11 protein-coding genes are annotated in these 13,987 nt (G+C 66.0%); all 11 read left to right on the plus strand.

The genetic code is table 11. The features are described 5' to 3' along the window. Positions 1 to 1,263 (plus strand): NAD-dependent succinate-semialdehyde dehydrogenase (locus GXB81_RS12260; RefSeq protein ID WP_205989248.1); only part of this gene is annotated, 1,263 nt, incomplete at its 5' end. A 125-nt stretch (positions 1,264 to 1,388) separates the two neighbouring features. Further along, positions 1,389 to 3,137 (plus strand): solute:sodium symporter family transporter, encoded by a 1,749-nt coding sequence (locus GXB81_RS12265; RefSeq protein WP_167283804.1) that lies wholly within the window; start codon positions 1,389 to 1,391, stop codon positions 3,135 to 3,137. Further along, positions 3,085 to 5,211: an alpha-glucosidase gene (locus GXB81_RS31415; RefSeq protein WP_277396785.1), complete on the plus strand. Its 2,127-nt coding sequence runs from the start codon at positions 3,085 to 3,087 to the stop codon at positions 5,209 to 5,211. The genes GXB81_RS12265 and GXB81_RS31415 overlap by 53 nt, the downstream gene beginning before the upstream one ends. Next, positions 5,208 to 6,023 (plus strand): TSUP family transporter, encoded by an 816-nt coding sequence (locus tag GXB81_RS12270; protein WP_346777791.1) that lies wholly within the window; start codon positions 5,208 to 5,210, stop codon positions 6,021 to 6,023. The genes GXB81_RS31415 and GXB81_RS12270 overlap by 4 nt, the downstream gene beginning before the upstream one ends. A gap of 2 nt (positions 6,024 to 6,025) precedes the next feature. Beyond that, positions 6,026 to 7,771, plus strand: coding sequence for an L-arabinonate dehydratase (araD, locus tag GXB81_RS12275; protein WP_205989249.1), 1,746 nt, complete (start codon positions 6,026 to 6,028; stop codon positions 7,769 to 7,771). Between the two features lie 7 nt (positions 7,772 to 7,778). Next, entirely contained in the window at positions 7,779 to 8,615 is an 837-nt protein-coding gene (locus tag GXB81_RS12280) for an aldolase/citrate lyase family protein (protein ID WP_240162812.1), read from the plus strand. A 2-nt stretch (positions 8,616 to 8,617) separates the two neighbouring features. After that, positions 8,618 to 9,526, plus strand: a complete 909-nt coding sequence (locus tag GXB81_RS12285; protein ID WP_205989250.1) for an aldose 1-epimerase — start codon at positions 8,618 to 8,620, stop codon at positions 9,524 to 9,526. After that, the gene (locus GXB81_RS12290) at positions 9,523 to 10,329 is read left to right on the plus strand and encodes an SDR family oxidoreductase (RefSeq protein WP_205989251.1); all 807 of its coding nucleotides are present in this window, start codon (positions 9,523 to 9,525) and stop codon (positions 10,327 to 10,329) included. Before GXB81_RS12285 ends, GXB81_RS12290 begins: the two co-directional genes overlap by 4 nt. A 143-nt stretch (positions 10,330 to 10,472) precedes the next feature. Then, entirely contained in the window at positions 10,473 to 11,519 is a 1,047-nt protein-coding gene (locus tag GXB81_RS12295; protein WP_167041379.1) for a porin, read from the plus strand. A 79-nt stretch (positions 11,520 to 11,598) separates the two neighbouring features. After that, positions 11,599 to 12,708, plus strand: a complete 1,110-nt coding sequence (locus GXB81_RS12300) for a Gfo/Idh/MocA family oxidoreductase (RefSeq protein ID WP_167283808.1) — start codon at positions 11,599 to 11,601, stop codon at positions 12,706 to 12,708. A gap of 213 nt (positions 12,709 to 12,921) precedes the next feature. Continuing rightward, positions 12,922 to 13,890, plus strand: a complete 969-nt coding sequence (locus GXB81_RS12305; RefSeq protein WP_205192795.1) for a Gfo/Idh/MocA family oxidoreductase — start codon at positions 12,922 to 12,924, stop codon at positions 13,888 to 13,890. The last annotated feature ends 97 nt before the right edge of the window (positions 13,891 to 13,987 follow it).

Consider the following 13,987-nt stretch of genomic DNA (forward strand, 5'->3'; position numbering starts at 1 on the left):
AACGACCGCCGGCTCGTCACGATTCGCCAGCCGGTCGGCGTTTGCGCGGCCATCACGCCGTGGAATTTCCCGGCGGCGATGATTACCCGCAAGGCGGGGCCGGCGCTCGCGGCGGGTTGCACGATGGGGGTCAAGCACGCGTCCTTCATCGAATGGTTCGCCGAGGAGGCGCGGCGGGTCGACGGCGACGTGATCGCCACGCCGTCGAACGACCGCCGGCTCGTCACGATTCGCCAGCCGGTCGGCGTTTGCGCGGCCATCACGCCGTGGAATTTCCCGGCGGCGATGATTACCCGCAAGGCGGGGCCGGCGCTCGCGGCGGGTTGCACGATGGTGCTCAAGCCCGCCTCGCAGACGCCGCTGTCGGCGCTCGCGCTGGCCGTGCTGGCCGAGCGCGCGGGCATTCCGGCCGGCGTGCTCAACGTCGTGACGGGCAACGCGCAGCGGATCGCCGAGGAACTGACGGGCAACCCGATCGTGCGCAAGCTGTCGTTCACGGGCTCGACCGACATCGGCGCGCGCCTGATGGAGCAGGGCGCGCGGCATATCCAGAAGCTGTCGCTGGAGTTGGGCGGCAACGCGCCGTTCATCGTGTTCGACGACGCCGATCTCGACGCCGCCATCGAAGGCGCGCTGATTTCGAAGTACCGCAATGCCGGGCAGACCTGCGTGTGCGCGAACCGCTTCTACGTGCAGGCCGGCATTTATGATGCCTTCGTCGACAAACTCGCGGCGCGCGTGCGCGAGCTGCGTTGCGGCGACGGCCGTGCCGCGTCGACGCAGATCGGCCCGCTGATCGACGATCGCGCGCTCGCCAAGGTGGGCGAGCTGGTCGCCGACGCCAAGGCGCACGGCGCGCAGGTGCTGTGCGGCGGCGAGCCGCTGGCATTCGACGGCGCGACCGCGCACCACTACGCGCCGACCGTGCTGACGAACGTCACGCCCGGCATGCGTGTCGCGCGCGAGGAGATTTTCGGCCCGGTCGCGCCCGTCATGCGCTTCACCGACGAACAGGACGTGATTGCGCTCGCCAACGACACGGAGTTCGGTCTCGCCAGCTATTTCTACACGCGCGACATGGCGCGCGTGTGGCGCATCGCGGAAGCATTGGAATTCGGCATGGTCGGCATCAACACGGGGCTGATCTCGACGGCGGAAGCGCCGTTCGGCGGCGTCAAGCAGTCGGGGCTCGGACGCGAGGGTTCGAAATACGGCATCGACGAGTATCTGGAAATGAAGTACTTGTGCATGCAGGTGGCATAACGGCATGATCTCGCACGAACGTCTCGTGCAAAAATCGCAGCGCTGCGAAAAGCGGCGCGCGGGTTGCCGGCCGGAAAAGCCTCAATACAAGTCCGCCGGCGGCCTCAGAGAGAGATGAGGAGACAATGATTTTCACCATACTGAGCTTTGCGTTTTTCACCGCGCTGGTCGGCTTCGTGTCGTACCTGTTCACGCGTCGCGCGAAGGATCACGGCGCGCGCGGCTATTTCATGGCGAGCGGCGGGCTGACGGGCTGGTTCATCGCCGGCTCGATGATGCTGACCAATCTGTCGGTCGAGCAGATGGTCGGCCTGAACGGCGACGCCTACGCGAACAACCTCTCGGCGATGGCCTGGGAATGCACGGCGGCCGTCGCGACCGTGGCGCTGGCGATGTTCTTCCTGCCGCGCTACCTGCGCGGCGGCTTTTCGACGCTGCCGCAGTTTCTCGAGGAACGCTACGACGCGACCACGCGGCGCGTGGTGAGCGCGTTCTTCGTGGTCGGCTACATGCTGGTGGTGAACCCGGCCGGCCTGTATCTCGGCGCGATCACGTTCAACCAGGTGTTCGGCGTGCAGGCGCTGTTCGGCATGTCGTACGCGAGCACGATCACGATCCTGGTCTGGATGTCGGGGATCATCGGCGCGATGTATGCGGTGTTCGGCGGCTTGCGGGCGGTGGCGGTGTCCGACACGATCAACGGCATCGGCCTGCTGATCGGCGGCCTGATGGTGCCGGTGCTCGGCCTGCTCGCGCTCGGACATGGCGACTTCTTCTCCGGCGTGCACATCATCACGACCCAGGCGCCGGAGAAACTCTCGGCGATCGGCGGTCCGAAGGATTCGGTGCCGTTCGGCACGCTGTTTACCGGCATGATCTTCGCCAACCTGTTCTACTGGTGTACGAACCAGTCGATCGTGCAGCGCACGTTCGCGGCGAAGAACCTCGCCGAAGGCCAGAAGGGCGTGCTGCTGTCGGGCATGATGAAGCTGCTCGTGCCGCTCATCATGATGGTGCCGGGCATCATCGCGTTCCATCTGTATGCGGGCCATCCGCTGAGCCGTCCCGATCTCGCCTATCCGCAACTGGTGGCGGACGTGCTGCCGTGGTGGGCCAAAGGCTTCTTCGTCGCGGTGCTGTTCGGCACGGTGATGAGCCACTTCAACGCGGTCATCAACAGCACGGCGACGCTGATCGCCTTCGACTTCTATCGCGCATGGAAGCCCGATGCCAGCGACGAGAAACTGATTCGCGTCGGCAAGAGCGCGAGCGTGGCGATCGCCGTCATTTCGCTGCTGATCGCACCGCTGCTGATGTACGCGCCGGACGGCATCTACATCCTGATGCGCCGTTTCACCGGCTTCTACAACATCCCGATCATCGCGGTCGTGCTGGTGGGCTTCTTCAGCAAGCGGGTCGGCGCGTTCCCGGCGAAGATCGTGCTGCTGCTGCACGTGCTGATCTACGCGTTCGGCATCCTGCTGTTCCAGCTCGACAAGAAGTTCGGCATCAACTTCGTGCACGTGATGGGCATCCTGTTCGTGTTCGAAGTCTCGCTGATGCTGGTGCTCGGCCGGCGCCACCGCCGCGCGACGGCCTACGAGCCGCAACTGCGGCGCACCGGCGACATGACGCCGTGGCGTCACGCCAGCACCATGAGCGTGTTCCTGATGGCGATGCTCGTGACCATCTATCTCACCATGTCGCCGCTCGGCGTCGCGCGTCACGGCGGCGTCACGGTCCAGTACCAGGTCTTTATCGCGCTGACATGGGCTGTCGCGCTCGTGCTGATGGCGGTGTTCCGCCGCTGGACGCTGGCTCATGAGCGGCGCCTCGAATGGAACAGTTCGGCGAACGAATCGGGCGGACATTGACGGACCGGGATCGACCCAACGAACAGAACAGGCAAGGAAAAAACCGATGAACTGGCAGACAGAAGCGGATGGCAAGCTGGTATTGCGCGTGGCGGGCCGCACGCTGTTCGAGCACACGCCGCATGCGCCGGCCGTATTCGTGGGATGCGGCGTCGAGCGGATGGACATGTATCGCGGCAACTTCGACATCGAGGATTACGTCGAGGAGCGCGTCGCGCTGCGCGATGCGCGGCTCACGCCGCTGCCGGACGGCGGCGCGCGCATCGAGCTGGCCCGCGACGTGCAGGCGAAGCCGGAACTGACGATCGTCGCCAGCCAGTCGGCGCACGGCGTGCAGCTTGAGTTGTCGGCGCGCGACGGCATCAACCGCCTGTGGTGGCGCGTGCCCGCGCAGCACGACGAGCACGTGTGGGGCTGCGGCGAGCAGATGTCGTATTTCGATCTGCGCGGCCGCCATTTCCCGCTCTGGACCTCGGAGCCCGGCGTGGGCCGCGACAAGCACACCTATCTGACGTGGCAGGCCGACACGACCGCGAAGGCGGGCGGCGATTACTACCACACCAACTATCCGCAGCCGACCTTCGTGTCGTCGCAGAAGTACTGCCTGCACGCGGAAACGACGGCCTATGCCGATTTCGATTTCCGTCATGCCGAGCGTCACGAACTGCAATTCTGGGCGATTCCCGAGCGCTTCGAGTTCATCCTCGCCGACGATTACCCCACGCTCGTCGAGCGCGTCTCGCAACGCTTCGGCCGCCAGCCCGCGCTGCCCGCGTGGGTGATGGACGGCGCGATTCTCGGCCTGAAGAACGGCCGCGACCACGCGCAGCGGATCATGGAGCAAAGCGTGGCGGCGGGCCTGGCCGTGAGCGGCCTGTGGTGCGAGGACTGGGTCGGCATTCGTCAGACCTCGTTCGGCAAGCGGCTCTTCTGGGACTGGCGCTGGAACGAAACGCGCTACCCCGGCCACGCCGAATGGGTGAAGCAGCTCAACGCGCGCGGCGTGCGCTTTCTCGGCTATGTGAACCCGTATCTGTGCAACGACGGCACGCTGTACGCCGAGGCGAAGGCCGCCGGCTATCTGGCGACGCGCGCCGACGGCAGCGACTATCTGGTCGATTTCGGCGAGTTCGATTGCGGCGTGGTCGATTTCACGAACCCGGCCGCGGCGCGCTGGTTCGAAGAGCGGGTGATTCGCGGCGAGATGCTCGACCAGGGCCTCGACGGCTGGATGGCGGATTTCGGCGAATACCTGCCGATCGACGTGACGCTCGCCAACGGCGTCGACGCGAAGCTGATGCACAACGCGTGGCCCACGCTGTGGGCAGAGGCGAACGCGCGCGCGATCGCGGCGGCGGGCCGCACCGGCGACGCGGTGTTCTTCATGCGCGCGGGCTACACCGGCGTGCAGGCGCATTGCCCGCTGCTGTGGGCCGGCGACCAGTCGGTCGACTTCACGCGCCACGACGGCTTGCAGACCGTAATCTGCGGCGCGTTGTCGTCGGGGCTGCTCGGCAATGCCTATCACCATAGCGACATCGGCGGCTACACGAGCCTGTTCGGCAATACGCGCACGCCGGAGCTGTTCCAGCGCTGGGCGGAAATGGCGGCCTTCACGCCGATGATGCGCACGCACGAAGGCAACCGGCCCGACGAGAACTTCCAGTTCTGGCAGAACGACGCGGTGCTCGCGCACTTCGCGCGCATGACGCGCGTGTTCGTCGCGCTGAAGCCGTACGTGCGCGAACTCGTCGACGAGGCGGCGTCGCGCGGCCTGCCGCTGCAGCGTCCGCTGTTCCTGCACTACGAGCAGGATCGCGCGACCTACGCGATCCAGGACCACTACCTGTACGGCCGCGATCTGCTGGTCGCGCCGGTGCATGCGGCCGACGTCACGCAATGGCGCGTCTACCTGCCGCAAGGCGATGCGTGGACGCATCTATGGAGCGGCACGTGCTACGAAGGCGGCCAGCATGTCGAGGTCGCCGCGCCGCTCGGCGAGCCGCCGGTCTTCGTGCGCCACGGCGCCGCGCGCGAGGCGCAATTGCTGGCGCTCGGGAAGGACGCGAAGTGAGCGCGTTTCTGCATCATCTGCTGTTCGCGGTCTGCGTAGCGACCGCGACGTTTACGCAGAGCCTGACCGGCTTCGCGTTCGGGCTCGTGCTGCTCGGCCTCGTCGCGGTGTTCCATCTCGCGCCGTTGCCGGTCGCGGCAAATGTCGTCACGATGATGATACTGGCCAATGCCGCGATGCTGGTGCGCCGCGTACCGGCCCTGCCGCGCAGCCTGCTGGTGCCGTCGTATGGCAGCAGCCTCGTCGGCGTGGCGATCGGCGCGTGCCTGCTGGCGTGGCTGTCGGACAACGCGATCGGCGCGGTGCGCTTCGCGCTCGGCGTGGCGATTCTGGCGTGCAGCGTGCTGCTGGTCGTGCAGACGAAGCCGCGCGCGCAGCTCGGCTCGACCGCCAGCTTCGTGTTTTACGGCGGTATTTCGGGCGTAATGGGCGGCGTGTTCGCGAGCGCGGGTCCGCCGATGGTGTTTCATCTGTATCGCCAGCCGCTCGATCGCATCGTCGTGCGCGATACGCTGGTGTTGCTGTTCGCGATCAACGCCGTGTTGCGGCTCATCATCGTGCTGGCCCAGCACCGTTTCGACGCGGCTTCGGTGGCGTTGAGCCTCGAGGCGCTGCCGGTCGTGCTGGTCGTCACCTGGCTCGCGCGCCGGTATCCGCCGAACTGGTCTCCGGTCGCGGTGCGACGCGTGGTCTTCGTGCTGCTGGCGATCGCGGGCGGCAGTCTCGTCGCGCCGGCTATCACCGGCGCCGGCACGGTGGCGCACGCGAAGACGGCGGCGCTTACTTATCAATCTGGCAACCTCACGGCTTGAACATGGTGCAACGAAAACTCAAACAACTCAGCGAATTGCGCAGCCAGCGCTGGCTCGCGCCCGACGACATGCGTTCGTTCGCGCATCGTCAGCGCCTGCAGCAGATGGGGTTGCGCCGCGAGGAATTCATGTCGCGCCCGGTGATCGGCATCATCAATACGTGGAGCGATCTGTCGCCGTGCCATGCGCATCTGCGCGAGCGCGCCGAAGCCGTCAAGCGCGGCATTCTGCAGGCGGGCGGCATGCCGTTCGAACTGCCGGCGATGTCGCTCGGCGAAGTGATGGTCAAGCCGACCACGATGATCTACCGCAATTTTCTCGCGATGGAAACCGAGGAATTGCTGCGCTCGCTGCCGATCGACGGCGCGGTGCTGATGGGCGGCTGCGACAAGACCACGCCCGGCCTGATGATGGGCGCGCTGTCGGCGGACCTGCCGTGCATCTTCGTGCCGGCCGGCCCGATGCTCAGCGACCGGCATCGCGGCCAGGTGGTCGGCGCGGGCACGCACACGAAGAAGTTCTGGGACGAATACGTGGCCGGCAATATCGAGCAGCCCGAATGGATTTCGCTCGAAGCGCGCATGACGCGCGCGCCCGGCACCTGCAACACGATGGGCACGGCCAGCACGATGACCTCGATCGTCGAGGCGATGGGCTTCACGCTGCCGGGCGCGACGAGCATTCCGGCGATGGACGCCTCGCATACGCGGATGTGCTCCGCGAGCGGCGAGCGCATCGTCGGAATGGTCTGGGAAGACCTGAAGCCGAGCCGCTTCTTCACGCGCGAGTCGGTCGAGAACGGCATCGTGACCTACATGGCGCTCGGCGGTTCGACGAACGCGGCGATTCACACGATCGCGATCGCCGGACGCGGCAACGTGCCGCTCACGCTCGACGACATCGAGCGCGTCGGCAAGCGCATTCCGGTGCTGGCCGACGTGTTTCCGTCCGGCCAGCGGCTCATGGAAGACTTCTATTACGCGGGCGGCATCCCGGCCTTGCTGGGCGTCGTGAAGGCGCATCTGTCGCTCGACTGCATGACCGTCACGGGCGCGACGCTCGGCGAGAACCTCGCGCGCTTCGAAGCGGGGCAGCGTCCGCAGGGCGAGGACGCGATCCGGCCGCTGACCGATCCCGTCAGCGAACGCGGGGCGCTCGGCGTGCTGCGCGGCAATCTCGCGCCGAGCGGCGCGGTCATCAAGCCGAGCTCGGCGAGCCCGCATCTGATGAAGCATCGCGGCCGCGCGCTCGTGTTCGATTCGATCGCCGAGATGAACGCGAAGATTCACGACCCCGCACTCGACGTCGACGCGGACACCGTGCTCGTGCTGCGCGGCGGCGGCCCGGTCGGCGCGCCCGGCATGCCCGAGTGGGGCAACCTGCCGATTCCGAAGAAGCTGCTCGCGGCCGGCGTGCGCGACATGGTGCGCATCTCGGATGCGCGCATGAGCGGCACCCACTACGGCACCTGCGTGCTGCACGTCGCGCCCGAAGCGGCGGCGGGTGGCCCGCTCGCGCTGATCCGCACCGGCGACACGATCGAACTCGACGTGGCAGCCGGCCGCCTCGACGTGCTGCTGACCGACGACGAACTGGCGCGTCGCCGCGCCGACTGGCACGCGCCGCCGAAGCCGCGCAAGCGCGGCTATATCCGCCTGTACGTGGAGCATGTTTCGCAAGCGGACAAGGGCTGCGACTTCGACTTTCTGACGGGCTTCGAAGAACCCGTCGAGCCACCCATTTTCTAGGACGCACATGATGAGCAACCGAAGCAAGCAGGACCCGTCGCGCAACGCGTTTCGCGACGCGCTGAAGCGCACCGCGGACAGCACGATGCGCGCGCATCCGCTCGGCACCTGGCTGATGTCCGGCGCGGCGTCGACCGCCGAGGCGCTTGGCCACGCCGGTTTCGACTGGCTGCTGATCGACATGGAGCACGCGCCGCTCGAATTCACCGACGTGCTGCATATGCTGCAAGCCGTCGAATGCGGCGGCGCGGCGTCGATCGTGCGCCTCGCGCGCAACGACGCGACCCTCGCGAAGCGGGCGCTCGACATGGGCGCGGCCACGCTGATGTTCCCGTATGTGCAGAGTCCCGAAGAGGCGCGCGCGGCCGTCGCCTCGATCAAGTTCCCGCCGCTCGGCACGCGCGGTTTCGCGGCGATGCATCGCGCGAGCCGCTATGGCACCTGGAGCGAGTTCGGCAAGCGCGCCAATGAAGCGACCGCCTGCATCGTGCAACTCGAAACACCCGAGGCCATTACGCGGCTCGAAGAGATCGCGGCCGTGCCCGGTGTCGACGCGCTGTTCGTCGGGCCCGGCGATCTGTCGGCGGCGATGGGCAAGATCGGCAATCTGGCCGATGCGGACGTGCGTGCCGCGCTGGCCGATTGCGCGCGCCGGGCGAATGCGATCGGCATGCCGATCGGCATCGTCGGACCGACGCCCGAGATGGTCAGCGAGTTCGTCGCGATGGGCTACGACTACGTGGCGATCGCGTCCGACCTCGGCATGATGATGCGCCAGGCCGGCGCTTTCATCGCCGCGCTGGACAAGGTTCAGGTCAGCGCCAACGCGGGCGGGCCGTACTAACCATGCCAGGCACTCCGGAACTGTTCGCGCTGCGTAGCGACGCATGGCAACTGCGCATCGCGCCCTCGCTCGGCGGCGCGATCGTCGATGCGCGCTGGCATGGCCGCGATGTGCTGCGCCCGATGCCGGACGCCGAGCTTTCGGCACGCAACGTGCGCAAGAGCGCGTGCTATCCGCTCGTGCCGTTTTCGAATCGCATCGCGTTCGGCGCGTTTCGTTTCGGCGATACGCAGTACACCTTGACGAATAACCTGGCCGGAATCCAGCACGCGATTCATGGCGTCGGTTTTCAGCAGCCCTGGCAGGTGACGGAGAGCGAGGCGAGCGCGCTCGATATGCGGCTCGTGCACACGCCCGACGAACACTGGCCGTTCGCATTCGACGCGCGGCAGCGCATCGAGATCGACGGCGACGTGCTGCGGCTGAGCCTGCGCATCGTCAATACCGGCGCCGAGGCCGCGCCGTGCGGCGCGGGCTGGCATCCGTTCTTTCCGCTCGATACGGAGGCGGGGCCGACCACGCTCGCGACCGGATGGGCCGCGATGCTGGTGACCGACGCCGACGATCTGCCGTGCGGGAGCGTGTCGCCGTCCGCGTTCGGCGCGCTCGACGACACCGTCGTCGACAACTGCTTTACCGGCTGGAGCGGTGCCGCGACGATCGACACGCCGCATCACCGGATCGCGATTGCAGCGGGCGACACGCTGCGCTGTGCCGTGCTGTTTCGCCCGGCCGGGCAGCCGTTTTTCGCCTTCGAGCCGGTGAGCCATGCGAACAACGCGCTGAACGGCAACGCGCCGCCGATGCATGTGCTCGCGCCCGGCGACGCGCTCGAGGCGCACATGTCGATCGCATTGCAGGCACTTCCGGCCACATTCGCCGCCTCATTCGGCAACAGGAGACAAGCATGAATTCAAACCGTCCGCTGTATCCGGCGCTCGCCGGACAGGTGACGTTCATATCGGGCGGCGCGTCGGGCATCGGCGCGGCCCTCGCCGAAGCGTTCTGGGAGCAGGGCGCGCAGGTGGCTTTCTGCGATCTCGACGAAGAAGCCGGCCACGCGCTCTGCGAGCGGCTCGGCAACGCGGCGCCGAGCGCGGCGGTCGAGCGCCTGCGCCCATGGTTCGCGCGCTGCGACGTGCGCGATATCGACGCCTATCGCGCCGTGCTCGACGTGGCGGCGCGCCAGCTCGGGACGATCCGCACGCTGGTCAACAACGCGGGCCGCGATACGCGCCATGCGCTCGACGATCTCTCGGTCGAGATGTGGCACGAGATGCTGGCCGTCAATCTGACGCACCACGTGTTCGCGACGCAGCGCGTGGCGCCCGGCATGCGCGAGGCGGGCGGCGGCTCGATCATCAACCTCGGCTCGATCTCCTGGCTGCGCGGGCGTCCCAACCTGATCGGCTACACGGCTTCGAAGGCGGCGATTTCGGGGATCACGCGCACGCTCGCACGCGAGCTCGGCGAGCACGGCATCCGCGTCAACGCGGTGCTGCCGGGCGCCGTCGTCACGCCACGGCAGACGGCGCTGTGGCGCGATCCCGCCGCCGATCAGCAGTTTCTCGATTTGCAGTGTCTGAAATATCGCGTCGTGCCCGAGCATGTCGCGGACGCTGCGTTGTTTCTCGCAAGCCCGCAGGCGATGGCGATCACGGGACAGAACCTGGTCGTCGACGCGGGACTCGCTCAGGTGTCGGTAGTCGGATAGGAGGGTAGCGGCGGTTCCCGTGCGTTCAATAGGTAAGCAGACCCGAAGTAAAAAATAAACATCTCTGGAGATCTCTGATGCTTTACACGAAAAAGCGCCTGAAAAAGGGCGCGCGGGTACGCTCGTGCCTGCGAAATGGATTAATGTTCTCAGCGCTTGCTGCGGCGGGGCATTCCACCGCGTGGGCGCAATCGACGCTGACGCTGTATGGGATCGTCGATTCGGCCTTGCAGTACGGCAAATTCAACGACAACGTGAGCCCGACGGCGATGGCCGCGAGCGGCAACCTGCAGGCCTCGCGCTTCGGCTTTCGCGGCAGCGAAGACTTGGGCGGCGGCTACCGGGCGAACTTCCAGCTCGAAACCGGCTTCAGCACGTATACGGGTGTGGCCGGCGGCTCGACGCTGTTCAATCGCGGCGCGTCGGTCGGGTTGTCGAGCACGCAGTACGGCAGCGTCGACGCGGGCTACATGTATCTGCCGATTTACTGGGTGTTTCTGGCTTCGGACGTCTCGACCTACGGTCTTTCGAACCCGGCCGCGATCATGTCGCTGGAACACTCGTCGACGCTCGGCAAGTCGGGCACGGGCGGCTTCTATCCGAACGCCGTGCGTTACCGCACGCCGAACTACTACGGGCTGTCGAGCGAAATCGGTTATTCGTTCGGCTCGCAGAACGCTTCGGGTCAAACGGCCGACGGCCGCAACGTCGGCATGAACGTGATGTACCAGCGCTTCGGCATGATGCTCGGCTACGCGGTCAATCGCTACCAGTACTACGCGAACACGACCACGCTGACGCCGTCGTCGCAACTGACGCAGGTCGTTGCCGCAACGTATGGCTATGGCGGCAACTTCATCGGCACCAACTACGTCTATTCGAAGCGCACCGATTCGACCAACTGGTTTGCGTCCGCGTTTCTCGTCAACGCGAAGATTCCGGCGGGACATGGCGACATCGAACTCGGTGTCTCGCGGCGCATCCAGAGCGCGAATGCGCGCGCGATGGCCTATGACGTGGGCTATGTGTACTTCCTGTCGAAGCGCACGCAACTGTATGGCTATGCTTCGATGATCTCGAACAACAGCCATTCGAATCAGGGGTTCGGGCTGCTGAACCCGAATTATGCGACGGTGACGCCGGGCTTCGATCCGTGGGTGGTGACGGCCGGCTTGCGCACGTCTTTCTGAGTTTCGCATGCGCTGAGCGAAGTCGCGACGACACGCGCAACGCGCATCGAATCGTTTTTTATCAAGCAAGGAGAAGGGTATGAATGCACCGCTTAGATACGGCGTGATCGGCGCCGGGATGATGGGACAGGAACACCTGCGCAATATCGCGCTGCTGCCGAACGCGGTCGTCACGGCACTGGCCGATCCGCATGCGGAATCGATTGCCGGCGCGAAGCAGGCGGCCGGGCGCGACGACGTGAAGGTGTTCGCGGACTATCGCGATCTGCTCGCGAGCGACGCTTGCGACGTGCTCGTCGTGGCGACGCCGAACGATACGCATCGGGCCGTGCTCGACGATATTTTCGCCGCACCGAAGGCTTTCCCGACGCTGGTCGAAAAGCCGCTGTGTACCTCGATGGAAGATTGCCGGCATCTGGCCGCCGCCGCGAAGGCGCATCGCGCGCCGCTGTGGGTCGGCATGGAGTACCGCTACATGCCGCCGATGACGGCGATGATCGACGAGATTCGCGCGGGCACGATCGGCGATTTGCGGATGTTCTCGATTCGCGAGCATCGTCATCCGTTCCTGACCAAGGTCGGCGACTGGAACCGCTTCTCCGAGCGCACGGGCGGCACGCTGGTCGAGAAGTGCTGCCACTTCTTCGACCTGATGCGTCTCGTCGTCGGCGACGAAGCCGTGCGCGTGTTCGCCTCGGGCGGCGCCGACGTCAACCATCGCGACGAGCGTTATGACGGCAAGACGCCCGATATCATCGACCACGCCTATGTGATCGTCGAATTCGCAAGCGGCCGGCGCGCGAGCCTCGACCTCTGCATGTTCGCGGACGGCGAGTATTGGCAGGAAGTCTTTGCGGCGGTCGGCGACCAGGGTAAGGTGGAGTGCCTCGTGCCGGGCGCAAGCAAGCACTGGCCCGGCCGCGGCGAGCAGCAGGCCGAACTGGTGGTGAGCCCGCGCGATCCGAAGGGGCCGGTGCGGCGCACGGTCGAGGTCGACGAGAAGCTGCTCAGCATCGGCGCGCACCATGGCTCGACGTATTTCGAGCATCTCGGGTTCCAGCGTGCGGTGCTCGAAGGCAAGCCGGTCGAAGTCTCGTTGCAGGACGGTTTGAAGGCCGTGATGATCGGTTTGGCGGCCGAGCAGTCCATCAAGGAAAATCGCGTGATCGAGATTCCGAAGCTGGATTGAGGCTGTGCATGGCGGCTGTGGTGAATGACGGCCGTGGATCGCGGCAGTAAATCATGGCTGTGAGTCATGGCAGTGAAGCCGCTGCCGTGAAACGAAGCCATGAAAGACCAGCCGTCATCTCGTTGACCAGGGCGCGCGGGCGCGGATGCTGCGCAGGCATCCGCGCCCGCCGTTTCGTTACCGGGTAATCAATTCAAGTGAATGGAAATAGCGATGACTCAAATTTTGCGCTGGGGCGTATTGGGCGCCGCGAAAATTGCCGATAAGCGCGTGGTGCCCGCGATCCGGAATTCGGGCAACGCCCGCGTCACCGCCGTCGCGAGCCGCGATGCCGCGCGCGCGCAAGCATTTGCGCGGCAGCATCAGATCGATCAGGTGCTCGACAGCTACGAAGCAGTGGTCGAGAGCGACGACGTCGACGCCGTTTATATTCCGCTGACGACGGCGCATCACTTCGAGTGGTGCAAGAAAGCACTGGCGGCCGGCAAGCACGTGCTCTGCGAAAAACCGATCGCGCTGCGAGCGGACGAGGTCCGCGAACTGATCGCCTTGCGCGACGCGACGGGGCTCGTGTGCGCCGAGGCATTCATGGTCGCGCATCATCCGCAATGGGCCTTCGTGCGCGACAGTCTCGCGCAGGGCCTGTTGGGAGAACTGAAGCGCGTCGAAGGATGCTTTACCTATTTCAACGACGACCCCAACGCATTTCGCAACAACCGCGAACTCGGCGGCGGCGGCGTGCGCGACATCGGCGTTTATCCGGTGGTCACGACGCGCATCGCAACGGGGCTCGAACCGACTTCGGTGCAGGCGGATGTGGTGATCGATCCGCGTTTCGGCACCGATTGCTTTACGAGCGGCACGCTGGAGTTTCCCGGCTTCTCGATGCAGTTCTACTGCGGAACCCAGCTAGCGCGCCGGCAGGAAATGGCGTTTCATGGCACTCATGGCTGGATGAGTCTCGATGCGCCGTTCAATCCGGGCGTCTATGGTCCGTCCGTGGTGCGGCATCGCGACGATCGCACCGGCGAGACCCACATCACCACGTTCGACGGCGTCGATCAGTATCAGTTGATGGTGGAAGACTTCGCGCGGACGGTATTCGGCGAGCAGGAGGACGTGGCCTTTTCGCTCGAAAGCTCGCTGAACAATCAGGTGATCGTCGACCAGATCCTCGCCTAGCGATGCGGGCTGCACACCCGGCGTGGCGCGCGAGCGCCCATGCCTTGCATGACAGGCTTGCGCCACTCGCACCATTCGCGGCAGCGGCTTGCGCTGC

The sequence above is a fragment of the Paraburkholderia sp. Ac-20336 genome (assembly GCF_017105025.1).
GTDB lineage: Bacteria > Pseudomonadota > Gammaproteobacteria > Burkholderiales > Burkholderiaceae > Paraburkholderia.